13 protein-coding genes and 1 pseudogene are annotated in these 23,322 nt (G+C 70.2%); 3 read left to right on the top strand and 11 right to left on the bottom strand.

Annotated elements, in window-relative coordinates; translation table 11 throughout:
- Positions 1–15: 15 nt before the first annotated feature.
- Positions 16–1,002 (bottom strand): dTDP-glucose 4,6-dehydratase, encoded by a 987-nt coding sequence (gene rfbB / locus ACIBJG_RS04825; RefSeq protein ID WP_399303948.1) that lies wholly within the window; start codon positions 1,000–1,002, stop codon positions 16–18.
- The gene (locus ACIBJG_RS04820) at positions 999–2,069 is read right to left on the bottom strand and encodes a glucose-1-phosphate thymidylyltransferase (protein WP_399303946.1); all 1,071 of its coding nucleotides are present in this window, start codon (positions 2,067–2,069) and stop codon (positions 999–1,001) included. Before ACIBJG_RS04820 ends, rfbB begins: the two co-directional genes overlap by 4 nt.
- A 493-nt stretch (positions 2,070–2,562) precedes the next feature.
- Between ACIBJG_RS04820 and ACIBJG_RS04815 the strand changes: the two are divergent.
- Positions 2,563–4,609, top strand: a pseudogene (locus ACIBJG_RS04815) (hypothetical protein).
- A 141-nt stretch (positions 4,610–4,750) separates the two neighbouring features.
- Here the strand turns inward: ACIBJG_RS04815 and galE are convergent.
- Complete coding sequence (galE, locus tag ACIBJG_RS04810; RefSeq protein ID WP_399303944.1) at positions 4,751–5,722, bottom strand: UDP-glucose 4-epimerase GalE; 972 nt, start codon at positions 5,720–5,722, stop codon at positions 4,751–4,753.
- A 352-nt stretch (positions 5,723–6,074) separates the two neighbouring features.
- Here galE and ACIBJG_RS04805 point away from each other — a divergent pair, with 352 nt between their 5' ends.
- The gene (locus ACIBJG_RS04805; protein WP_399303942.1) at positions 6,075–8,306 is read left to right on the top strand and encodes a CDP-glycerol glycerophosphotransferase family protein; all 2,232 of its coding nucleotides are present in this window, start codon (positions 6,075–6,077) and stop codon (positions 8,304–8,306) included.
- A 22-nt stretch (positions 8,307–8,328) separates the two neighbouring features.
- A complete protein-coding gene (locus ACIBJG_RS04800) occupies positions 8,329–11,913 on the top strand; it encodes a CDP-glycerol glycerophosphotransferase family protein (RefSeq protein WP_399303940.1) in 3,585 nt (1,194 codons plus the stop codon).
- A 71-nt stretch (positions 11,914–11,984) separates the two neighbouring features.
- Here ACIBJG_RS04800 and ACIBJG_RS04795 read toward each other — a convergent pair whose 3' ends face one another.
- The 8 genes from ACIBJG_RS04795 to ACIBJG_RS04760 all read right to left on the bottom strand — a co-directional run.
- Entirely contained in the window at positions 11,985–14,018 is a 2,034-nt protein-coding gene (locus tag ACIBJG_RS04795; protein ID WP_399303938.1) for a glycosyltransferase, read from the bottom strand.
- A gap of 278 nt (positions 14,019–14,296) precedes the next feature.
- Positions 14,297–15,736: a GTPase ObgE gene (gene obgE, locus ACIBJG_RS04790; protein ID WP_399303936.1), complete on the bottom strand. Its 1,440-nt coding sequence runs from the start codon at positions 15,734–15,736 to the stop codon at positions 14,297–14,299.
- Between the two features lie 141 nt (positions 15,737–15,877).
- The gene (gene rpmA, locus ACIBJG_RS04785) at positions 15,878–16,135 is read right to left on the bottom strand and encodes a 50S ribosomal protein L27 (RefSeq protein WP_018103204.1); all 258 of its coding nucleotides are present in this window, start codon (positions 16,133–16,135) and stop codon (positions 15,878–15,880) included.
- A gap of 14 nt (positions 16,136–16,149) precedes the next feature.
- Positions 16,150–16,470, bottom strand: coding sequence for a 50S ribosomal protein L21 (gene rplU / locus ACIBJG_RS04780; protein ID WP_018551604.1), 321 nt, complete (start codon positions 16,468–16,470; stop codon positions 16,150–16,152).
- Positions 16,471–16,667: 197 nt separating this feature from the next.
- Positions 16,668–17,729: an iron-containing alcohol dehydrogenase family protein gene (locus tag ACIBJG_RS04775; RefSeq protein WP_399303933.1), complete on the bottom strand. Its 1,062-nt coding sequence runs from the start codon at positions 17,727–17,729 to the stop codon at positions 16,668–16,670.
- Entirely contained in the window at positions 17,717–18,469 is a 753-nt protein-coding gene (locus ACIBJG_RS04770) for a sugar phosphate nucleotidyltransferase (RefSeq protein ID WP_399303931.1), read from the bottom strand. The genes ACIBJG_RS04775 and ACIBJG_RS04770 overlap by 13 nt, the downstream gene beginning before the upstream one ends.
- 70 nt (positions 18,470–18,539) lie before the next feature.
- The gene (gene galU / locus ACIBJG_RS04765; protein ID WP_399303929.1) at positions 18,540–19,430 is read right to left on the bottom strand and encodes a UTP--glucose-1-phosphate uridylyltransferase GalU; all 891 of its coding nucleotides are present in this window, start codon (positions 19,428–19,430) and stop codon (positions 18,540–18,542) included.
- A 163-nt stretch (positions 19,431–19,593) separates the two neighbouring features.
- Positions 19,594–23,322, bottom strand: a 3,729-nt coding sequence (locus ACIBJG_RS04760; RefSeq protein ID WP_399303927.1) for an Rne/Rng family ribonuclease, incomplete at its 5' end; no start/stop codon positions are given.

Below are 23,322 nucleotides of genomic sequence, written 5' to 3'. Positions count from 1 at the left end.
CCAGCCAGAGGGGGCTCACAGCGCGACCCTCTCCTTGAGCGGCTCCCACCAGGAGCGGTTCTCGCGGTACCAGCGCACGGTCTCGGCGAGTCCGGCGCGGAAGTCCTTGCGGGGCTCGTAGCCGAGCTCCTCGCGGATCCTGGTGCAGTCCACGGAGTAGCGCCGGTCGTGTCCCTTGCGGTCCTCGACGTGGACGACGTCGGTGTCCCAGTCGGCGCCGCACGCCTCCAGGAGCAGCCCGGTGAGTTCCTTGTTGGAGAGTTCGGTGCCGCCGCCGATGTTGTAGACCCGGCCCGCGCGGCCCTCGGTGCGGACGAGTTCGATGCCCTGGACGTGGTCGTCGATGTGCAGCCAGTCGCGCACATGGGCGCCGTCGCCGTACAGCGGGACCGGCCGGCCCTCCAGCAGGTGGGTGACGAAGAGCGGGATGACCTTTTCGGGGAAGTGGTGGTGCCCGTAGTTGTTGGAGCAGCGGGTCACCCGCACGTCGAGTCCGTGGGTGCGGTGGTAGGAGAGCGCGATCAGGTCGCTCGACGCCTTGGAGGCGGAGTACGGGGAGTTGGGCGCGAGCGGTTCGCTCTCGGTCCAGGAGCCCTCGTCGATCGATCCGTAGACCTCGTCGGTGGAGATGTGCACGAAGGTGCGGACACCCGCCAGGTGCGCGGCGTGGACGAGGGTGTGGGTGCCAACGACGTTGGTACGGACGAACTCGGCGCCGCCGTCGATGGAGCGGTCCACATGCGATTCGGCGGCGAAGTGCACCACCTGGTCGTGCCCGGCCATGAGGCCGCCGACCAGCTCCGCGTCGCAGATGTCGCCCTGCACGAACGAGAATCCGGGGTGGCCGCGCACCTCGTCGAGGTTGGCCGGGTTGCCCGCGTAGGTGAGCTTGTCGAGCACGGTGACGGCGATGTCACCGGGGCCGTCCGGGCCCAGCAGCGTGCGGACGTAGTGGGAGCCGATGAAGCCGGCACCGCCGGTCACCAGGAGGTGGGTCGTCATGAGGAGATCTGCACCTTGCTGTGGTCGCCGAGGACGAGTCGGTGGGCGGACGGGCTCCGGGGTGCGGGGGTCACCTCGACCTCGTGGCCGATGAGGGAGGCCTCGACGCGGCGGACGCCGTCGATCGAGGCGCCGCGCAGGACGATGGAGTACTCGATCTCGCTGTCCTCGATCCGGCAGTCGTGGGCGACCGAGGTGAACGGTCCCACGTAGGCGTCGCTGATCACCGAACGGGCGCCGATGATGGCGGGGCCGACGATCCGGCTGCGGGTGACCCGGGCGCCCGGCTCGATCCGTACCCGGCCGATGATCTCGCTCTCGTCGTCGACGTGGGCGCCGTGGGTGCACGGTTCGACGGTCTCCAGGACGGTGCGGTTGACCTCCAGCATGTCGGTGACGTTGCCGGTGTCCTTCCAGTAGCCGCGGATCGTGGTGGAGCGGACGTCGCGCTCCTGGTCGATCAGCCACTGGATGGCGTGGGTGATCTCCAGCTCGCCGCGCCAGGACGGGCGGATGGAGCGGACCGCCTCGTGGATGACCCGGGTGAAGAGGTAGACACCGACGAGCGCCAGATCGCTCTTGGGCTCCTTCGGCTTCTCCTCCAGGGCCACGACCCTGCCGTCGCCGTCGAGTTCGGCGACGCCGAACGAGGTCGGGTCGGGCACCTGGGTCAGGAGGATCTGGGCGTCGGGCCGGTCCGCGCAGAACCCCTCGACCAGGCCCGCGATCCCGCCGACGATGAAGTTGTCGCCGAGGTACATGACGAAGTCGTCGTCGCCCAGGAAGCGCTGGGCGATCAGGACCGCGTGCGCGAGGCCGAGCGGTTCGGACTGCGGGATGTACGTGACGTCGATGCCGAACCGGGAGCCGTCGCCGACCGCGGCGCGGATCTCCTCCTCGGTGTCGCCCACGATGATGCCGACCTCGGTGATACCGGCTTCCGCGATGGCTTCGAGCCCGTAGAACAGCACCGGTTTGTTCGCCACCGGGACCAGCTGTTTGGCCGAGGTATGAGTAATGGGACGAAGCCGGGTGCCTGCCCCACCGGAAAGTACGAGAGCCTTCACAGTTCTGCCCCACGATGAGTCGGCGGTCCTGTCGCAGCTGCGACCTACCGGGGTGACCTTACTGAGATTCGGTGTCCCATCCGTGGCGAAACAGTGCCGTCGACCGGTTGCCGACTCGTCCGGAGGAAAAGCTGTCGTTGCCCGTAACCGATCAGTTTCGTCATCTCTCAGGAAATTCGCTATCGAGTTCGACATCGAGTCCGGTATCGATTTCGCACCACGCATCGGCCGCCGCGCGATCGGCCGTTCACTTTCGGTGACCAGTGTTCGTACCGCACCAGTGAATTCGCGTACGCGGCAGCCGGTTGTGCGCGGACGGCCGATTCTCACGCAGCCTTCATTCCCGCCTCATGATCGGACAGGATGCCTTTCCTACGGTGGGCACCGCCCCCTCCCCTGCCGGGCACCCACCCGGCACCGGCCGCCCCGGCCCGCCCGATACCTCGGCGCCGCCCCACACGCACGCAAGAGCGCAAGCTCGCTGGAGTCCCCGGTGCAACCGCTCCCCCCGGCCCTGCGGTCCGCCGCGAAGGCCCTCCCGCTCGCCGTACTGTCTGCTTCCTTCGTCGTCCAGGCCGCGGCGGCCGTCTTCCCCCCACCTCGCGCTGCTCGTGGTGGCGACCGTCACCGGTCTCGGCGCCGATGCCGCGCTGTACCGGTGGCAGCCCGGCCGGGCCGCCCTGCTCGCCAGGGTGCGGGCCGACGTCGTGGTCCGCCGGCTGACCTGTGACTTCCTGCTGCTCGTGGGGCTTCTCCGGCTGGACAGCCTCCAGGAGTCGGTCACCGTCCCCCTGGTCCTCGGGCTACTCCTCTTCTACGCACTCCACCTGGCCACGCACGCGGCCGCGATCCGGGTTCGCTCCACCCGGACGCTGCCCGTGCTCACCCGCAACATCGACGCCTCGGCGCTGCGGATCCCCCCGGCTCCTCCCGCCCTGCTGACGCGCCGCCACGGCCCGCACCTGCTGTTCCTGGGCCTCCCGGCGACCGCCGGACTGCTGCTGACGGCGATGGCCGGACGGCCCGTGTACGCCGCCGCGGGCACCGCGTTGTCGGCCGCCCTGGCCGCAGCCGCCCTGGCCTGTCTGGCGGACCGGCTGCTCCGCCGCCGTCCCGCGTCGCCGGAGGCGGTGCTGGAGTGGTTCGACGCGTGGCTCGCCGAATACCGGCCGACGGTCGGGATGTACTTCTCCGGCGGCGCCTCGTCGGCCTACCAGGCCAACATGTGGCTGGACTCACTGGCCGGGCTGGAGGGCCGCCCGGTGATCGTGCTGCGCGAGCGATTCATGATGCAGCGGATCGGCCCGACGGACCTTCCCGTCGTGTGCATCCCGAAGGTCGCGCATCTCCTCCGCCTGGAGCAGTCCACCATCAAGGTGATGATCCATCCCGCGAACTCCGGCAAGACCTCACAGATCCTGCGCATACCGTCGATCAAGCACGCCTTCGTCAACCACGGCGAGAGCGACAAGCTCTCCAGCTGCAATCCGTACGCGAAGGTGTACGACAAGGTGTGGGTCGCCGGACCGGCGGCGCGCGCACGCTACGCCCAGGCCGACGTCGGTGTGCAGGACGACGACGTGGTGGAGATCGGCCGGCCCCAACTGGCCCCGATCGCCCCGTACGCGGGACCGCCCGCCGGCCCGTACACGACCGTGCTGTACGCCCCGACCTGGGAGGGATGGGACGGGAACCCCGGCAACACGTCGATCATCCTGGCCGGGGAGAACATCGTCCGGGCGCTGCTCGCCGACCCCGGTGTCCGGCTGCTCTACAAGCCGCACCCGCTGACGGGCTCGGTCGACCCGCTGGCGGGAGCCGCGAACGACCGCGTCCAGGCCCTGATCCGCGAGGCCGACCCGGTCCGCACCGGACCGCGCCCCGCACCGCGGGACGGCGCGGACCCGGCCCTGTGGGCGGCGGAGCTGAACCGGCTGACGGCCTCCTCGTTCCGCGCCGGCGCGGACGACGCGGAGCGCATGCGGGTCCAGGGCGCTCCGCCGGCCGGCCGGGCCGCGGCCGTCGCGGCGGCGACGGCCGCCTGGGAGGGCGCCCACTGGGCGTCCCTGCCCAAGTGGGAGCACCAGATCATCACCACTGCGCAGCCCGCGCTGTACTCCTGCTTCAACCAGGCGGACCTGCTGATCAGCGATGTGTCGAGCGTGGTCACGGACTATCTGGCGGCCGGCGAGAAGCCCTACGCCGTGGCGAACACCGGGGATCTGCCCGACGCGCTGTTCCGCGAGGCCTTCCCGACGGTCCGCGCGGCGACGGTCCTCGGGCCGGACGCCCGGCGCATCCCCGCCCTGCTGGAGTCTGTGCGCCGCCCCGCCGACGACGGGGCGGCGCGGGCCCGGGCGGAGCTGAAGCTCCATCTGCTCGGACCGTCGGACCCGCCGTCCGTGGTGCGGTTCGGCGAGGCGGCGCTGCGTCTGTGCGCGGCCGCCGACGGGCACCGCGCCCGGATGACGGCCGGGTGCGGTTCGGCGAGGCGGCGCTGCGTCTGTGCGCGGCCGCCGACGGGCACCGCGCCCGGATGACGGCCCGGCTGCTCCCCGGCATTCCTGCACAGCGCGGACCGCTGGCGGCGGCCGACGCCGTGGAGAGGCCCGAGGACCTGCCGGGGCCGCGCTCCGGGGCGTGAGGTCCGGACGCCGTTGCGGGCCCGCCCGGACGGCTCCTTACGGGTGACGCAGGCGCCAGCCCTGCCAGGCGGACTCGATCATCTCGTCGACGCCGTACCGGGCCGACCAGCCCAGCTCCGCCCGGATCCGGTCCGCGCCCGCGACGACGCGCGCCGGGTCGCCGGGGCGGCGGGCGGTCACCTCGGGGGCGACGTCCCCGCGGTCGGTCACCTTGAGGATGCGGTCGACCATCTCGCGCACCGAGCTGCCCTCACCGCGGCCGATGTTCAGCGTGAGGTCCGTACCGGGCTCGGCCGCTTCCAGCCTGTGCGCGGCCGCCAGGTGGGCGGAGGCGATGTCGTCCACATGGATGTAGTCGCGGACGCAGGTGCCGTCGGGCGTCGCGTAGTCGTCGCCGAAGATCCGCGGGCCCTCGCCGGCCTCCAGGCGCTCGAAGACCATCGGGATGAGGTTGAACACCCCGGCGTCGGCGAGCTCGGGCGAGGCCGCACCGGCGACGTTGAAGTAGCGGAGGGAGGCGCAGCGCAGTCCGTGGGCCCGGGCGGCGGCGTGGATCAGCCATTCGCCGACGAGCTTGGTCTCCCCGTACGGGCTCATCGGCGCGCAGGGGGTGTCCTCCGTGACGAGGTCCACGTCCGGCATGCCGTAGACGGAGGCCGACGAGGAGAACACCAGCCGGCCGACTCCGGCCGCGACCATGCTCTCCAGGAGCACCTCCAGACCGGTCACGTTCTCCCGGTAGTAGTGGAGGGGGCGCTCGACGGACTCGCCGACCTGCTTCTTGCCTGCGACATGCACCACACCTGTCACGGTGTGGTCACGGATCGCCGTGTCCAGGGCCTCGCGGTCCAGCACGCTGCCGGTGACCAGGGGCACCCCGTCCGGCACACTTCCGGCGTTCCCCGTCGAGAGGTCGTCGTACACGACGACCTGCAGACCGCCGGCGAGCATCGCCCGTACGACGTGCGCACCTATGTATCCGGCCCCGCCCGTAACCATCCAGGTCATTCTGTGCGTCTCTCCCTCTGTATGTGGTCCTGCTGTGCGTGGTCCTGCTGTGCGTGGTCCTGCTGTGCGTGGTCCTGCCGTCAGGGCCACCCTACGTGTACGGGAAATCGAATCAGACAAATAGGCTTCAACCGTATTATCGTGCGATATGAAGCTGCGTCCGGGTGACGCCCGGGGAACACCACGGGTGAAGCCGGGCAGCCCCGGATGAAGCCGGGGCAAACACAAGGCCACGGTGGGCGGATGTCAATCAATTACGCTGTTCAGGTGCTCAGGCGCTCCCCCATGATTCCGCGGTGCGAATCGGTGCCTGCGCACGGACCCTGCAGACAGCTCTCTGGACTGGTGAAGGATGCCTCGACTGACACTCATCGTGCCTGCGTACAACGTGCAGGGGTATGTTCGGGAGTGCCTCGACTCCGTGCTGCAGCAGGACTTCACCGACTTCGAGGTCGTCGCCGTGGACGACTGCTCGCCGGACGGATCCGGCGCCATCCTCGACGAGTACGCGGAGCGCGACCCCCGGGTGCGGGTGCTCCACCTGAGCGAGAACGTCGGGCTGGGCCACGCCCGTAACGCCGGAATCGAGCAGGCGACCGGCGACTACCTGCTCTTCCTCGACAGTGACGACACCCTGACGCCCGGCGCGCTGAGCGGTGTCGCCGGGCGCCTCGACGCGACCGACGACCCCGACATCCTGATCTACGACTACGCGCGCAGCTACTGGGACGGCCGCCTGCTGCCCAACCAGCGGGCCGACCTCCTCGCCGCCGACGGGCCCGCGGTCTCCCCGCTGTCGGAGCGGCCCGGGTTGCTCGACCTGCTGCAGATCGTCTGGAACAAGGCCTACCGCCGCGACTTCGTCGAGGCGCACGGGTTCCGGTTCCCGTCCGGGTACTACGAGGACGCCCCCTGGACGTACACCACCCTGGTCGCGGCGGAAAGCATCGCGGTGCTCGACCGCATCTGCGTGCTCTACCGACAGCGGCGCGAGGGCGGAAACATCCTTCGCACCGTCAGCCGCAAGCACTTCGATGTATTCGACCAGTACGACCGCGTATTCGCCTACCTGGACGAGCATCCGGAATTCGATTCCTGGCGTCCCGCGCTTTTCCGTAAAATGATCGACCACTATCTCACCGTTATGGAAAAGGCGGGCCGCCTTCCCAGGGATGCGCGGTCCGAATTCTTCCACCGCGCGTCCGCCGACTACAACCGCCGGCTGCCCGAGGGATTCGAGCGTCCGGCCGGCGGCCGCGGTTACAAGTACGCGCTGCTCGGCATGGACTCCTATCCGGCGCTGACCGGTGTCACCCGGGCCAACCGGGTGCGCAACCGGGCGCGGCTGCGCAACAGCGAGCGCCTCGGCCGGGCCAAGCGCGCCGCGATGCGGATGATCTACCAGTCCCAGCTGCGCCTGCCGGTGGACGAGAACCTCGCCGTCTTCTCCGCGTACTGGAGCCGGGGCTACTCGTGCAACCCTGCGGCCATCGACGCCGAGCTGGCGCGGCTGGCCCCGCACATCCGCCGGGTCTGGGCGGTGCGCGCGGAGCACGTGAGCCGGGTGCCCAAGGGCGTCGAGGTGGCCGTCGTCGGCTCCCGCGAGTACTGGACGGCGCTGGCCCGCGGCAAGTACTTCATCAACAACGTGAACTTCGCGGACTCGCTGGTCAAGCGCGTGGGTCAGATCCACCTGCAGACCCATCACGGCACCCCGCTGAAGACGATGGGCCTCGACCAGGCCAACTACCCCGCCTCCACGAACATGAACATGGAGGACCTGCTCCGGCGCTGCGACCGCTGGGACTACAGCATTTCCTCCAACCGCTTCTCCACCTCGGTCTGGGAGCGGGTCTATCCGTGTTCCTACACCTCGCTGGAGACCGGCTATCCGCGCAACGACGTGCTGATCAACTCCGGGGCCCGCGAGGTCGCCCAGGCCCGCCGCGAACTCGGCGCGCCGGATGGCTCCAAGGTCTTTCTGTACATGCCGACCCACCGTGAGTACCAGAAGGAATTCGCCCCGCGGATCGACCTGCCGAAGCTCGCCGAGGAACTGGGCCCGGACGTCACCCTGCTGGTGCGCGGCCACTACTTCTACAAGCCCACCGGCCGGCTCGCCGAGCTCCAGGCCAAGGGCCGCGTCATCGACGTCTCCGCACACCAGTGCGTGGAGCAGCTCTACCTCGCGGCCGACGCCCTGATCACCGACTACTCGTCGGCGATGTTCGACTACGCCAACCTCGACCGGCCGATCGTGATCTTCGCCGACGACTGGGACACGTACAAGGTCGTCCGGGGCAGCTACTTCGACCTGCTGGCCGAGCCTCCCGGCGCCGTCGCCACCAGCCAGGCGCAGCTCACCGAGATCCTCCGGTCCGACGAGTGGCGGAGCGAGGAGTCCGCGACCTTCCGCAGGGCGTTCCGTGAGCGCTTCTGCGACTTCGACGACGGCCGTGCGGCCGAGCGTGTCGTCCGTGCCGTCTTCCTGAACGAGGAAGAAGTCCTTCCCGTCGTCCCGCTTGCCGCACGCAAGCCGGCACCATCCCCTGCCCAGGCGCTCGAACTGGTCGAGCGGGTCTGACCCGAAAGGAATGCCGAAAAACATGACCCCCCGGCTCAGTGTCATCGTGCCCATGTACAACGTCGAGGCGTATCTCGAAGCGTGCCTCGACTCGGTGGAGGCGCAGACCTTCACCGATCTGGAAGTCGTCATGGTCGACGACGGTTCGACCGACGGCTCGGCTGCGATAGCCGCCGCCTACGCCGAGCGCGACCCGCGCTTCCGGCTGGTGACGAAGGTGAACGGCGGCCTGGGATCGGCCCGTAACGCGGGCCTGGCCGACATGGCGCCCGAGAGCGAGTACTTCGCCTTCCTCGACAGTGACGACGTCATCCCGCCGGACGGCTACCGCATGATGGTCGCCAGCCTCGACGACACGGGCTCCGACTTCGCCACCGGCAACGTGTTCCACGTCAAGGGCGAGCGGTCCTGGCAGGTACCGCTCATGAAGATGCTGGCCGGCGAGGCCCGCAAGCGCACCCACATCTCCGAGTACCCCAAGCTCGTCGCGGACCGCATCTCCTGCAACAAGGTCTGGCGCCGCACCTTCTGGGAGAAGAACGCCTTCACCTTCCCCGAGGGCGTGCTCTACGAGGACAGCGCCGTGGTGCTGCGCGCCCACTACCTGGCCGACGCCATCGACCTGATCGGCGAGCCCGTCTACTACTGGCGGCTGCGCGAGGGCGAGTCCGCCCCGTCGATCACCCAGCGCCGCACGGACCCGCAGGGCGTCCGCGACCGGGTCGCCGCCTGTGAGAGCGTGACCCAGTTCCTGGCCGACCGCCCCGGCGCCAAGTGGGCCCAGTTCAAGCGGGAGTACGACGCCCGGGTGCTCAGGGACGACCTGCGCATCTTCCTCAACGTCGTGCCGGACGGCGACGAGGAGTACCGCGAGGCCTTCCTCATCGCCGCGAACCGCTACCTCGACCAGGTCGACCCGCAGGTCCTGGACGAACTGCCCGCCGTGCTGCGCGTGCAGTACGCGCTGGTGCGCCGCGGCGCGGTCTCCGAGCTGATCGACCTCCTGGCCGACCAGCGTCGCCGTGAGCCGGTCGAGGTCAGCGGCTTCCTGCGCAAGTACGCCGGGTTCAAGGCCCTGGACCGCAGCGGTGTCACGCTCTCCCGCAAGACCCTGCGCATCGACAAGGACCTGGAACTCAGGACCCCGCTGGTCGGCGTGGAGTGGGAGAAGGGCAAGCTGCTGCTGACCGGCGATGCCTGGATAGACAAGATCGACATCCCGAACCGGCGCAGCACCGCCAAGTTCATCCAGATCAAGAAGGGCGGCTCGCGCCGCCGTCTGATCTTCCCCGCGAAGAACATCTTCCGCCCGGGGCGTACGTCGGACACCTGGCAGAAGCGCTACAACTACGACTGGTCCGGCTGGGAGTTCTCCTTCGACCCCGCCAAGCTCCGCCACAACGGGCAGTGGGAGGAGGGCATCTGGCACATCGGCGTGATCGTCATGAGCTCCGGGCTCCTGCGCCGCCGGGGCATCCAGTCGAACGGCGGCAGCGCCCAGAACTTCCCGCCCTACCAGTGGCTCGACAAGAACTACCGGATGCTGCCGAGCGTCGAGGGCGCCGCGCTCAAGCTGCGCATCGAGCGGGTCAACGCGCTGGTGACCGGCCGGGAGCTGGACGGCGACAAGATCGTGATCCGGGGCGAGATCCGTACGGCCCTGGCGAGCGACGAGTCCGTCACCCTTCAGGTCTCCAACCAGTCCAGCGGTGAGGTCCGGCGCTACCCGGTCACCGTCGAGGCCGAGCAGAACGGCATCCGCCCCTTCCACGTCGAGGTGCCGCTCACCGACGTCGCCCTCGTCACCGCCGAAAGCACCGAAGGTCACGCCCAGCCCCGGGTCCGCAACTGGTCCACCGCCCTGATGGTCTCCGGCCCCGACGAGACCGCGGAGCCGCGCCGGCTGAGCCCCGTCGTCCAGGAGGGCCTCGAGGACGCGCGCTTCCAGCTGCCCGCGAGCCTGGGCCGCCAGGCGGGCCGGCACGAGCTGGCGGTCATCGCCGGCCACAACGGCTACCTCAAGTTCCGCGGCCAGACCGAGCGTGCCGTGATGACGCGGGTGAGCGAGCGGGACGGCAAGATCGTCCTGTCCGGTCACGCCCCGCTGCACCTGGCGGGTTCCGAGCTGCTGCTGAAGGCCAAGGGCCGGTTCGACGAGCGCCTGGTCCCGATCGACTGGACCGCCGACGGCTCGTACGAGGCGGCCTTCGACCCCTCGACGCTGGGCGGTGGCGCCCAGGGCACCATCCCGCTCAAGGCCGGCCGGTGGAACTTCTTCCTCCGCCAGGCCGACGGCCCGGACGTCGAGTTCGTCATCGACCGCCTCGCTTCGGACCAGTTCCCGCTGCACACCACGCTGAAGGGCCGCCGCTACTGGCTGGAGGCCCGCTGGCACGACTTCCCGCAGCTCAACTGCCGCTCGGAGCTGGCCGACGTGGAGCGCGGCCCGTTCCGCCAGGCCCAGTTGCGCCGTGAGGTGTACGACACCAAGTGCCTGGAGCCGCTGCGCGACCAGGTGTTCTATCTGAGCTACAACGGCAAGCAGTACTCGGACAGCCCGCGTGCCATGCACGAGGAGCTGGTGCGCCGGGGTGCCGACCTCAAGCACCTGTGGGCGGTCCGGGACGGCCAGGTGGAGCTGCCGCCGACGGCCGAGCGGGTCCGGATGTGGGGCACCGAGTGGTTCGACGCGCTGGCCTCCAGCAAGTACATCGTGACCAACGCGCACCTTCCCGAGTGGGTCGTCCGGCGTCCCGGACAGGTCATCGTCCAGACCTGGCACGGCACGATGCTGAAGAAGATCGGTCATGACATCGACACGCTCCACTTCGACAAGGAGTACCAGAAGCGTCTGGAGCTCGAAGCGAAGAACTGGAGCATGCTCATCTCCTCCAACCGCTTCAGCACACCGATCCTGAAGCGGGCCTTCTCCTACGACGGGGAGATCCTGGAGGCCGGTTACCCGCGCAACGACTACCTGTACTCCGACGAGCGGGTCAAGCTCGCCGAGGAGATCAGGAAGCGGATCGGGCTGCCCGAGGGCAAGAAGGTCGTGCTGTACGCACCGACGTGGCGCGACGACCAGTCGCACCGGGCCGGTCAGTACTCCTTCGACCTCCGGCTCGATCTGGAGGACGCCCGCCGCCGTCTCGGTGACGACCACGTCCTGCTGATCCGGCGCCACTCCAACGTCGTCGACCAGGTACCGGGCGCCGGCAACGGCTTCGTCTGGGACGTCTCCGAGTACCCGGACATCGCCGATCTGTACCTGGCGTCCGACATCATGATCACCGACTACTCGTCCGTGATGTTCGACTACGCCCACCTCAAGCGGCCGATGCTCTTCTTCACGTACGACCTGGAGCACTACCGCGACACGCTGCGCGGGTTCTACTTCGACTTCGAGAAGGACTCGCCCGGTCCGCTGGTCCGTACGTCCTCGGAGCTGATCGACTCGATCCGCGACATCGACACGGTGTGGCCCGAGTACGGCGAGCGCTTCGAACGCTTCCACCACCTGTTCTGCGACCTGGACGACGGCCGCGCCTCGCAGCGCGTCGTGGACCGCATGATCGGGCAGGCGACGGAGCTCACCGAGGAGAAGTAGCCGCACACGCCGAAGGGGCGGGCCCGGAGATCAGCTCTCCGGGCCCGCCCCTTCGTTCTGTCCGGGACGTCCTACGGCTCGACGTCCACCGTCTTGAAGGCAAGCTGCGACAGCGACGTGTAGTAGGGCCGGATCTCGATCTTCGTGACCGGGCGCGGCGCCGGCTTGCCGCCGTTGAGCGTCCGGGTCACCCTGCGCCCCACCTTCGCCAGCAGCGTCCTGCTGGGCTCGGGCAGGATCCGGATCACCGGCCGCGGGAAGGTGAACACGCCTATGGGCGCCAGGACGTCGGTGGCGAGCTTGCCGACCTGGACGCGGTCCGCGCCCGCGGCCGGGCGCAACCAGGCGTCCCAGATCTGCTCGGGTCCCTCGTGCTCGGCCACCAGCGCGGCGCAGTCGATCGAGGCGGTGATCCGGTGGTCCTCCAGGGCCGCTACCGGGAACGACAGCACCCGGTCCTTGTCCTTGCGGTGCACGGCCTCCAGGACCGCTCCCGGGCCCAGGGTCACGCCCCAGGCGGCGGCCTCCACGTCGATGGTCCCGGTGTCGACCGCGAGCCCGTCGATCTCCACGTGGGAGTCCCGCACCACGCTGCGGATCCGCAGCCGGTCCATCTCGCCCCGGTGCGGGAGCAGCAGCTCCAGCGCGGGGGCGCCGTTCTCCCGGGGCAGCGGGACGTTGAGGAGATCGCGCACGTCGCAGCCGTAACCGTCGACCGTGAGCGGGACCTCGTTGCCGTCCTGGGTGGAGACGGACAGCTCCCACGTTCCCTCGGGCAGCCCGCCGTGCCAGGGCACGACCGCGCTGCCGTCGGGCGTGATCACGAACCGCTCCTCGGCCGGGTTCCGCCCGACCCGGCGGCAGACGATCTCGGCTCCGTGGGCCTCCGCGGGCAGCACGCCGACCTCGATGCGGACCGAACCCAGGGGGTCCACCTGTGCGGTGGCGGTCCTGGGCAGCGCCCGGCGGGCGGACGCGTCGTGCAGGATCGCCTCGAAGCGCGCACAGCTCGCCGGCTCGTGGAAGCGCACCGCGTTGCGCACCGCCGCCTCGCTCATACGGCCGCGGCGCTCGTCGTCCTCGACCAGTTCGAGGATGGCGTCGGCCATGGCGGCGGTGTCGCCGCCCGGGACGATGAGCCCGTCCTCGCCGTGCGTGATGATGTTGCGCGGGCCGTGGTTGGCGTCGGTGCTGACGACGGGCAGGCCGGCCGCCATCGCCTCGACGATCACGTTGCCGAACGCCTCCCGCTTGGACGGGAGTACGAAGATCGAGCCCTTGCTGAACTCCGGCGCGACCGGCGCGGCCGGTCCCATCAGCGTCACGGTGTTGTGCAGGCCGAGGCGCTCGATCTGCCGGCGCAGGTTGGCCTTCTCGGTACCGCCGCCGTAGATCCGCAGCCGCCAGTCGGGGCGCTTGGCGACCACGGTGGCGAAGGCGTCGACGACCGCCGCGAAGTTCTTGTTCTCCTTGAGGAGGCCCGCCGCGATGATGACCTTGTTGGTGCTCTTGGACTGTACGGGGGCGGCGGGCACGCAGTTCGGCATGACGGCCAGCCGGTTGCGCACACCGGGCACCTGCTTGCCGATGCTCTCGACCTCTTCGGGCGTGAGCGCCGTGAGCGCGTCCAGCGAGTGGTAGGCCTTGAACAGCCGGCCCTGGTAGTACTTCGCGTAGATCGAGGGCATCGAGTGCTCCTGCGTGACCCGCAGGTAGTCGCCCTCGGCGTACGACAGCATGATCGTGTTCCGCGGGCTGGAGCTCACCACGACGTCGGAGTCCGTGGTCGCGAGGAATTCGAGCAGCCGCAGCTCTGCCAGCCGGCTGACGACCGGCTTCTTCTCGGCCGGGTCCACCGGGTAGACCTTGGGGAAGACCTCGATCAGCGGATCGTCCAGATCCGATGTCGGTGAGTGCTTGCGCAGGTCGGTCAGAGCACGCACGGAAACCCGCGGGTCGAGCGGGAAGTAGGACTCGTCCCGTACTTTGCGGAGAGCGATGATCTCTACCTCGTGCCGGGCGGCGAGTGCGCCCGCCAGGTTCTGCGTCGCGCTGACCACTCCGCCCATGTGGCAGAGGTCGCGCACCAGAAATGAAATCTTCACTTGCGTCTTTCGGCTGGGCCGCGGCTCGCGGCAATCCCAGGGCAGCCTCGCGTGGTGGTTACCACGCTCCCCCTACCCCCTCGGCGGTGCGAGGGCAGGCCCTGTCCTCGCACAAGGAAGACGGACAGGTGGGTCACAGGGTTGTGCAGGGAGTGAAAGTTTATCGAATCTTTGACCCTGGCGTAGCAGGCACCGAAATGACGTAAGGAATCACCCCTAAAAGGGGCATGTCCCGTACCGGTGTTCCAGTACGGGGACACGCCCCTCACGCTTCCGTCCTACGCGAACGGATCGAACTCCTGGTACTCCTTGCTGACGTCGTCGCGCTCGTCCTCGCGGTCACGACGACGCTGCGCCGCCGGACGCGGCTCCTCCAGGCGGTGGTCCTCACCGCGGCGGCCGAGCATCTCCGCGCCGGCCGTCACCGTCGGCTCCCAGTCGAAGACCACGGCGTTGTCCTCGGCACCGATGGCCACACCGTCGCCGGCCTTGGCCCCGGCCTTGCGCAGCGCGTCCTCGACACCGAGCCGGTTCAGCCGGTCCGCGAGGTAGCCGACGGCCTCGTCGTTGTTGAAGTCGGTCTGGCGCACCCAGCGCTCCGGCTTCTCGCCGCGCACCCGGTAGATGCCGTCGTCCTCCAGCACCACGGTGAAACCGGCGTCGTCCACGGCCCTCGGCCGGATGACGATACGGGTCGCCTCCTCCACCGGCTTGGCGGCTCGCGCCTCGGCGATGACCCCGGCCAGTGCGAAGGAGAGCTCCTTGAGGCCGGTACGGGCGACCGCCGACACCTCGAAGACGCGGTAGCCGCGGGCCTCCAGCTCCGGACGGATCATGTCCGCGAGGTCCTGGCCGTCCGGGATGTCGATCTTGTTCAGGACGACGATGCGGGGCCGGTCGTCCAGTCCCCCGTACAGCGTGAGCTCCTCCTCGATCATGTCGAGGTCGGAGACCGGGTCGCGGTCGGACTCCAGCGTCGCCGTGTCCAGCACGTGTACGAGCACCGAGCAGCGCTCGACGTGCCGCAGGAACTCCAGGCCGAGGCCCTTGCCCTGGCTGGCGCCCGGGATCAGGCCCGGGACGTCCGCGATGGTGTAGACGGTGCTGCCCGCCGTGACCACGCCCAGGTTCGGGACGAGGGTGGTGAACGGGTAGTCGGCGATCTTCGGCTTGGCGGCCGACAGGACCGAGATCAGCGAGGACTTGCCCGCACTCGGGTAGCCGACCAGCGCGACGTCGGCGACGGTCTTCAGCTCCAGGACGACGTCCCGGGCCTCGCCGGGCTCGCCGAGCAGCGCGAAGCCGGGGGCCTTGCGCCGGGCGGAGGCCAGCGCGCCGTTGCCGAGGCCGCCGCGGCCGCCCTGGCCGGCGATGAACATGGTGCCCTGGCCGACGAGGTCGGCCAGCACGTTGCCCGCGCTGTCGAGGACGACGGTGCCGTCCGGCACGGGCAGGACCAGGTCCTGGCCCTCCTTGCCGGTGCGGTTGTCGCCCGCGCCGGGCTGGCCGTTGGTGGCCTTGCGGTGGGGGTGGTGGTGGTAGTCGAGGAGCGTGGTGACCGCCTGATCGACGATCAGGGTCACGTCGCCGCCACGGCCGCCGTTGCCGCCGTCCGGGCCGCCGAGCGGCTTGAACTTCTCACGGTGAACGGAGGCACAGCCGTGGCCTCCGTTACCCGCGGCGACATGCAGTTCGACGCGGTCCACGAAGGTGGTCATGGGTGGAACCTCCAGTTACATACATGCAGAAATGTCTCGCTCGTGCGCCCCTGTAGGAGCAACACGCGAAAGGCGGACCCACTTCCCGTAACAGGAAGTGAGGTCCGCCTCCACGTCATACCGCTCGACGAGCGCCGAAAATCAGCCGGCGATCGGAACGATGTTCACGACCTTGCGGCCACGGTGCGTGCCGAACTCGACCGCACCGGCGGCGAGGGCGAACAGCGTGTCGTCGCCGCCACGGCCGACGCCCGTGCCCGGGTGGAAGTGGGTGCCGCGCTGGCGGACCAGGATCTCACCGGCGTTGACGGCCTGACCGCCGAAGCGCTTCACGCCGAGCCGCTGAGCATTGGAATCGCGCCCGTTCCGGGTGGACGATGCGCCCTTCTTGTGTGCCATGTGTTCTCAGTCCCTTACTTCGCAGCCGCGGGGATACCGGTGACCTTGATCGCCGTGTACTGCTGGCGGTGACCCTGGCGACGGCGGTAGCCGGTCTTGTTCTTGTAGCGAAGGATGTCGATCTTCGCGCCCTTGTGGTGGTCCACGATCTCGGCCTGGACCTTGATGCCGTCAAGCACCCACGGGTCGCTGGTCACGGCGTCGCCGTCGACAACGAGCAGGGTAGAGAGCTCTACCGTGTCGCCAACCTTGGCGGTGGGAATCTTGTCAACCTCAACGATGTCGCCGACAGCAACCTTGTGCTGGCGACCACCGCTGCGCACGATGGCGTACACGCGGATCTCACTCTCACTCGAAGCGAAAACCTCTGAGGCCAGCCGCTCACACGGGTCCGGGGACCCGTGATGATCCGGATTGGACGAGCGGCCTCTCCCGTACGAGCGGGAGGTGAGTGCTCAGAGGTGTGGCGAAACAAACGCCGACGGTCAAGATTACGGGGCGCTGGACAGCCCGGTCAAACCGGGCCCCCCTTTCAGGCCCCGGCGGCCCTGACGTAGTCGGCGTAGGCGTCCCTGATCCGGTCCGTGGACAGGTTCAGGTGTTCCAGGATCGTGTAGCGCCCCGGCCTGGTCCGGGGGGCGAAGTCGACCACCTGGACGAATTCGTCCGCGCTGAACCCGATCTCCTCCGCGGTGACCGGCAGGCCGTGGCGCCGCAGCGCCTCGGTCATCCGCACCGACTCCTCGTGCGCACCGCGCAGGTGCATCGCGAACGCCGCGCCCAGACCGCACTGCTCCCCGTGGCTCGCCGCGCGCTTGGGGAAGATCAGGTCGAAGGCGTGGTTGATCTCGTGGCACGCGCCGGAGGCGGGGCGGCTGTCCCCCGCCACCGACATCGAGATGCCGGTCAGCACCAGCCCCTCGGCCAGCACCTGGAGGAAGTCGTCGTCCCCGAGGGCGCCGGGGTGGCGCAGCACGGCCTCTCCTGCCTGCCGGGCCATCGCGGCGGCCAGCCCGTCGATGTCCTCGCCGTTGACCCGGTGGGCCAGCTCCCAGTCCGCGACGGCGGAGATGTTCGAGAGCGCGTCACCGATCCCGGACCGCACGAAACGGACCGGGGCCTCACGGATGATGTCGAGGTCGATGACGACGGCGATCGGGTTCGGGACACCGTACGAGCCGCGGCCCGCGTCGTTGTCCAGCGTGGCCACCGGTGAGCACAGACCGTCGTGCGACAGGTTCGTCGCCACGGCGACCAGCGGCAGCCCGACGCGCGCGGCGGCGAACTTCGCACAGTCGATGATCTTGCCGCCACCGAGACCCACGACGGCGTCGTACCGGCCGGACTTCATGGCCTCGGCGAGCTTGACGGCATCGTCCAGCGTGCCGCCGCCCACCTCGAACCAGGAAGCGCCCGGCAGGCTGTCCGAGAGCCGCTCCCGCAGCGCCCGGCCGGAACCCCCGCTGATCGCGATCGCCAGTTTGCCCGAGCCGGAGATCCGCTGATCGGCGAGGACACCCGCCAGATCGGACAGAGCGCCGGCCCGGATGTCGACGACGACCGGTGCGGGGATCAGCCGGGTCAGTACTGGCACGCGATGGTCCTGCCCTTGGCCAGGTCCTCGTGGTTGTCGATCTCGACCCACTTGATGTCGCCGATCGGCTCCACGTCGACCTTGAAGCCGCGGTTGACGAGCTCCTGGTAGCCGTCCTCGTAGTAGAGGTCCGGGTCGCGCTCGAAGGTGGTCTTCAGGGCGTCGGCAAGCTCCTCGGCCGCGTCGCCCTCGATGAGGGTGACACCGATGTACTCACCGGTGGCCTCGGCCGGGTCCATCAGCTTGGTGATCCGCTGAACGCCCTTCTCGGGGTCGACGACGACCTTCATCTCCTCGTCGGCCAGCTGCTTCACCGTGTCGAGGGCGAGGATGATCTTCTTGCCCTCGCCGCGGGCGGCGAGCAGCGTCTTCTCGACGGAGACGGGGTGCACGGTGTCACCGTTGGCGAGGATCACGCCGTCCTTGAGGGCGTCACGGCCGCACCAGAGGGAGTAGGCGTTGTTCCACTCCTCGGCCTTGTCGTTGTCGATCAGCGTGAGGGTGACGCCGTACTTCGCCTCGAGGGCGGCCTTGCGCTCGTACAGGGCCTCCTTGCGGTAGCCCACGATGATCGCGACGTCGGTCAGACCGACCTCGGCGAAGTTGCCGAGCGTCAGGTCGACGACGGTCAGGCTCTCCTCGTTCCCCTCGGGACCGACCGGCACCAGGGCCTTGGGAAGCGTGTCGGTGTAGGGGCGCAGACGTCGGCCTGCGCCGGCCGCCAGAATCATGCCGATCATGAGGTTCTCCTTGGTCCGTGGTGCGGGTGCGGGTGTGCTCGGGTGGGGTGTGGTGCGGGGGGGGGAACGCTCAGAGTTCGGTGGCGACGAACGCGCGCAGCCAGGTACGGAAGTCCGGACCCAGGTCCTCGCGCTCGCAGGCGAGCCGGACGATGGCCCGCAGGTAGTCGCCCCGGTCACCGGTGTCGTAGCGGCGGCCGCGGAAGACGACACCGTGCACCGGGCCGCCGAGCTTCTCGTCGGCGGCCAGCTGCTGCAGCGCGTCGGTCAGCTGGATCTCGCCGCCCCGGCCCGGTTCGGTGTCACGCAGCACCCCGAAGACGGCCGGGTCCAGGACATAGCGTCCGATGACCGCCAGATTGCTGGGTGCGTCGTTGGTGTCCGGCTTCTCGACCAGCCCGGTGACGCGGACGACGTCGTCCTCCGGCGTGAACGCCACCGCGGCGCATCCGTACAGGTGGATCTGCTCGGGCGCGACCTCCATCAGCGCGACGACACTGCCGCCCTCGCGCTCCTGGATCTCGACCATGCGGGCCAGTAGCGGGTCGCGCGGGTCGATCAGGTCGTCGCCGAGCAGGACCGCGAAGGGCTCGTCACCCACGTGCGGCTCCGCGCACAGGACGGCGTGGCCGAGGCCCCTCGGGTCGCCCTGCCGGACGTAGTGCATGGTCGCCAGGTCACTGGACTCCTGGACCCGGACCAGCCGTTCGTCGTCGCCCTTGCGGGTGAGCGCCGACTCCAGCTCGTAGTTCCGGTCGAAGTGGTCCTCCAGAGCACGCTTGTTGCGGCCGGTGATCATCAGCACGTCGTTCAGCCCCGCGGCGGCGGCCTCCTCCACGACGTACTGGATGGCCGGCTTGTCGACGACCGGCAGCATCTCCTTGGGAGTCGCCTTCGTCGCCGGCAGGAACCGGGTACCGAGCCCGGCGGCAGGTATGACGGCCTTCTGGATCTTGTGCATGTACTGAGCGCTTCCGTGTCAGGGTGCAGGGGCGGCCGGGCGCCGGAACGCAGCCGGCCGGCCCCGTGGAGGGACCGGCCCGACTGCGCCGCGCGCGGTGCCGGGGCCTGTTCCGAGTCGGGCCGCGACGCCGCGGACCGGCTCGGAACAGACCCCGGGTCGGTCAGACCTCGTCGGTCGAAGCCGTGACGGTGGTCGACGACTGCTCGGCCGCCACCGTCTTCTTCGCCGCCGCCTTCTTGGCCGTCGTCTTCTTCGCCACGGTCTTCTTGGCCGTCGTCTTCTTGACGGCCGCCTTCTTCGCCGTGGCCTTCTTCGCCGTCTTGCGGGCCGCCTTCTTGGCCGGTGCCGGTTCGGCCTCGGCCTCGGTGGCGGACTCGGCCTCGGCACCCGTCACCACGACGACCGCGGCGTCCTCGGCACCTGCGGGGGAACCCGCGGCCGCGGTGGCCTTACGGGTCGCCCGGCGCCGGGCACGCGGCGGCGCGGCCGGCTCCTCGACGGGGGCCTCGACGTGCGGCGCCTCGACGACCGGGTCCTCCGCGGCGACCGGGTCGGCGTCGGACACCGGCTCCTCGGCAGCGGGGGCGGGCTCGGCGACCGGGGCAGCCTCGATGACCGGGGCAGGCTCGGCGGCCGGGGCCGGTGAACCCGCCGGGGCGGTCGCCTTACGGGTGGCCCGACGGCGCGTACGGCCCTGCGGCGCCTCGGCAACCGGCTCCGGCTCCACGACGGGCTCCGGCTCCACGACCGGCTCGGCCACCGGGGCCGGGGCGGACGCGGACCTCGGGGCGCCGGCCGGGGCCGTCGCCTTACGCGTCGCCCGGCGACGGCCACGACCGCGCGAGGCGGCGGCCTCGGCCTCGGCCGGGCTGCTGTACAGCTCCTCGTCCGGGACGAACTCCGGCTCGGGAAGCGCCAGCGGGGCGGCGACCTCCGCAGCCACCTCGGCCTCGGTCTCGGCCTCGTGGTCCTGCTCGTGCTCGTGGCCGTGGTCGTGCTCGTGGTCCTGGCCGGAACCGCCTCGGCGCTTCTTGGACCGCTTGCCGTTGCCGCCGCCACCGATCGAGGTGGGCTGCTCCATGTGCACGATCACGCCGCGCCCGTTGCAGTGGACACACGTCTCGGAGAAGGACTCCAGCAGACCCTGGCCGACCCGCTTGCGGGTCATCTGCACCAGGCCCAGCGAGGTGACCTCGGCGACCTGGTGCTTCGTACGGTCGCGGCCCAGGCACTCCAGCAGACGCCGCAGCACCAGGTCCCGGTTGGACTCCAGCACCATGTCGATGAAGTCGACGACGACGATGCCGCCGAGGTCGCGCAGCCGCAGCTGACGCACGATCTCCTCGGCCGCCTCCAGGTTGTTCTTGGTGACGGTCTCCTCGAGGTTGCCGCCCTGACCGGTGAACTTGCCGGTGTTGACGTCGACGACGACCATCGCCTCGGTCTTGTCGATCACCAGCGAGCCGCCGCTCGGCAGGTAGACCTTGCGGTCCAGCGCCTTCATGAGCTGCTCGTCGATCCGGTACGTCGCGAAGATGTCGACCTCGGAGGTCCACCGCGACAGCCGGTCCGTCAGGTCGGGCGCCACGTGCGAGACGTAGCCGTAGATGGTGTCCCAGGCGTCGTCACCGCTGACGATGACCTTGGAGAAGTCCTCGTTGAAGATGTCGCGGACGACCCGGACGGTCATGTCCGGCTCGCCGTAGAGGAGCGTCGGCGCGTTGGAACTGCCGCTGCTCTTCGACTTCTTCTGGATGTCCTCCCACTGCCCCTGCAGCCGCTCGACATCGCGGCGCAGCTCGTCCTCGCTCGCGCCCTCCGCGGCGGTACGGACGATGACGCCCGCGTCCTCGGGGACGATCTTCTTGAGGATGGTCTTGAGCCGGGCACGCTCGGTGTCGGGCAGCTTGCGGCTGATGCCGGTCATCGAGCCCTCGGGCACGTAGACCAGGTAGCGGCCGGGCAGCGAGACCTGGCTGGTCAGGCGGGCGCCCTTGTGGCCGATCGGGTCCTTCGTCACCTGGACGAGGACCGACTGGCCGGACTTGAGCGCGGTCTCGATGCGGCGCGGCCCGTGAGCCATGCCGAGCGCCTCGAAGTTGACCTCTCCGGCGTACAGGACGGCGTTGCGGCCCTTGCCGATGTCGACGAACGCGGCCTCCATGGACGGCAGGACGTTCTGGACCTTGCCCAGGTAGACGTTGCCGACGTAGCTGGTGGCCTGCTCCTTGTTGACGTAGTGCTCGACGAGCACGTTGTCCTCGAGGACGCCGATCTGAGTGCGCTCGCCGTTCTGGCGGACGACCATGACGCGCTCGACGGCCTCGCGCCGGGCCAGGAACTCCGCCTCGGTGATGATCGGAACCCGGCGGCGGCCCTGCTCGCGGCCCTCGCGGCGGCGCTGCTTCTTGGCCTCCATACGGGTCGAGCCCTTGATGGACTGGACCTCGTCGAAGCCGGTGCCGGGCTCGCGCTCGGCTTCCTTCTTACGGGGTTCGCGGACCTTGACGACCGTACGCTCCGGGTCGTCCGTGCCGTTCTCGGCGTCGGACGAGGAGTCACCGCTGCGGCGACGGCGGCGACGGCGCCGGCGGCTGCTGCTCGATCCGGAGCCGGACTCGTGGTCGTCCTGCTCCTCGTCGCCCTCGTCCTCGGACTCCTGGGCGCGCTCGTGCTCGTCGTCGGAGCCGTCCGCGTGCTGCTCGGCGGCGTCGTCCTCGGCGGACTCGCCACGACGGCGGCGACGGCCACCGCGACGGCGACGGCGCGACGGGCGGTCGCCGTACTCGTCGGTCTCCTCCCCGTCCTGCTCGGCGTCGCTCTCGTTCGAAGGCTCCTGCTCGTCCTCGGCCTGCTCCTGGACCGGAGCGGCGACCGGGGCGGGCGCGACGGCGGGCTCGGCCTCGGCGGCCTCACCGCGACGGCGGCGACGGCGGCGCGAGCCGCCCTGCGGCGCGGCCTCGGCGGGGGCGGCCGTCTCGGCGGGGGCGGTCTGCTCCTCCACCGTCACGGTCTCGTCCTCGGGCTCCTCGTCGAGCGAGGCCGGGGGCTGGGCGGCGGCAGCGGCGGCAGCCGTCTCCGGGGTCTGGAACATCGGCTCGGCGAAGACCGGCGCCTGGAACACGGCGACGGCGGGGCGCTCGGCCCGACGGCTACGACGCGCGGGCTCCTCTACCTTGCCGGTGAATTCGGGGCGGCCCGCCGCGGCGGTGGCCCGGCGACGCTGACGGCCGCGCGGGGCTGCTTCCTCGACCTCGGCGGTCTCGGCGGCGAGCTCCTCAACGGCAGCCTCGGGCAGGCTCTCGCCCGTCTGGATCCCGTTGCGCTCCTCGGCCGCCTCCGTGACCTGCGGGGCACCCGCGGGAGAGGTCGCCTTGCGGGAGGCACGACGACGGCCACGCGGGGCCTCGACCGGCTCCGCGGTCTCTTCCTCGACCGGCGCCGCGACCGCGACAACCGGCTCGGCGGCAGCTTCGGTCCGGGCGGCCTGCGGCGCGCCGGCGGGGGCGGAGGCCCTGCGCCGGGCACGGCCACGCGGCGCCTCGGTGACGACGGGCTCGGCCGCGACGGGCTCGACGGCCTCGGCCGCGACGGCCTCCTCGACGATCTCGGCCACCTCGGCGGCCTGCGGCGCACCGGCGGGGGCGGTCGCCTTGCGGGACGCGCGACGACGCGCACGCGGCGCCTCGACCGGCTGCTCCACGGCTTCTTCCGCCACGGGCGCGGCAGCCGCGACAACCGGCTCCACGACCTCCACGGTCTCGGCGGCCTGCGGCGCACCGGCCGGGGCCGTCGCCTTGCGGGACGCGCGACGACGCGCACGCGGCGCCTCGACCGGCTGCTCCACGGCTTCTTCCGCCACGGGCGCGGCAGCCGCGACAACCGGCAC

Origin of the sequence: Streptomyces sp. NPDC050422 (genome assembly GCF_044458665.1) — a bacterium.
Lineage (GTDB): Bacteria > Actinomycetota > Actinomycetes > Streptomycetales > Streptomycetaceae > Streptomyces.
This window is presented reverse-complemented; position numbering and strand designations above follow the sequence as displayed.

What these genes read in the sequence shown, in the direction of transcription:
- galE (WP_399303944.1), bottom strand. Translation starts at nt 5,722, where the DNA reads ATGACCTGGATGGTTACGGGCGGGGCCGGATACATAGGTGCGCACGTC.
- rfbB (WP_399303948.1), bottom strand. Translation starts at nt 1,002, where the DNA reads ATGACGACCCACCTCCTGGTGACCGGCGGTGCCGGCTTCATCGGCTCC.
- galU (WP_399303929.1), bottom strand. Translation starts at nt 19,430, where the DNA reads ATGCACAAGATCCAGAAGGCCGTCATACCTGCCGCCGGGCTCGGTACC.
- ACIBJG_RS04770 (WP_399303931.1), bottom strand. Translation starts at nt 18,469, where the DNA reads ATGATCGGCATGATTCTGGCGGCCGGCGCAGGCCGACGTCTGCGCCCC.
- ACIBJG_RS04800 (WP_399303940.1), top strand. Translation starts at nt 8,329, where the DNA reads ATGACCCCCCGGCTCAGTGTCATCGTGCCCATGTACAACGTCGAGGCG.
- rpmA (WP_018103204.1), bottom strand. Translation starts at nt 16,135, where the DNA reads ATGGCACACAAGAAGGGCGCATCGTCCACCCGGAACGGGCGCGATTCC.
- ACIBJG_RS04805 (WP_399303942.1), top strand. Translation starts at nt 6,075, where the DNA reads ATGCCTCGACTGACACTCATCGTGCCTGCGTACAACGTGCAGGGGTAT.
- obgE (WP_399303936.1), bottom strand. Translation starts at nt 15,736, where the DNA reads ATGACCACCTTCGTGGACCGCGTCGAACTGCATGTCGCCGCGGGTAAC.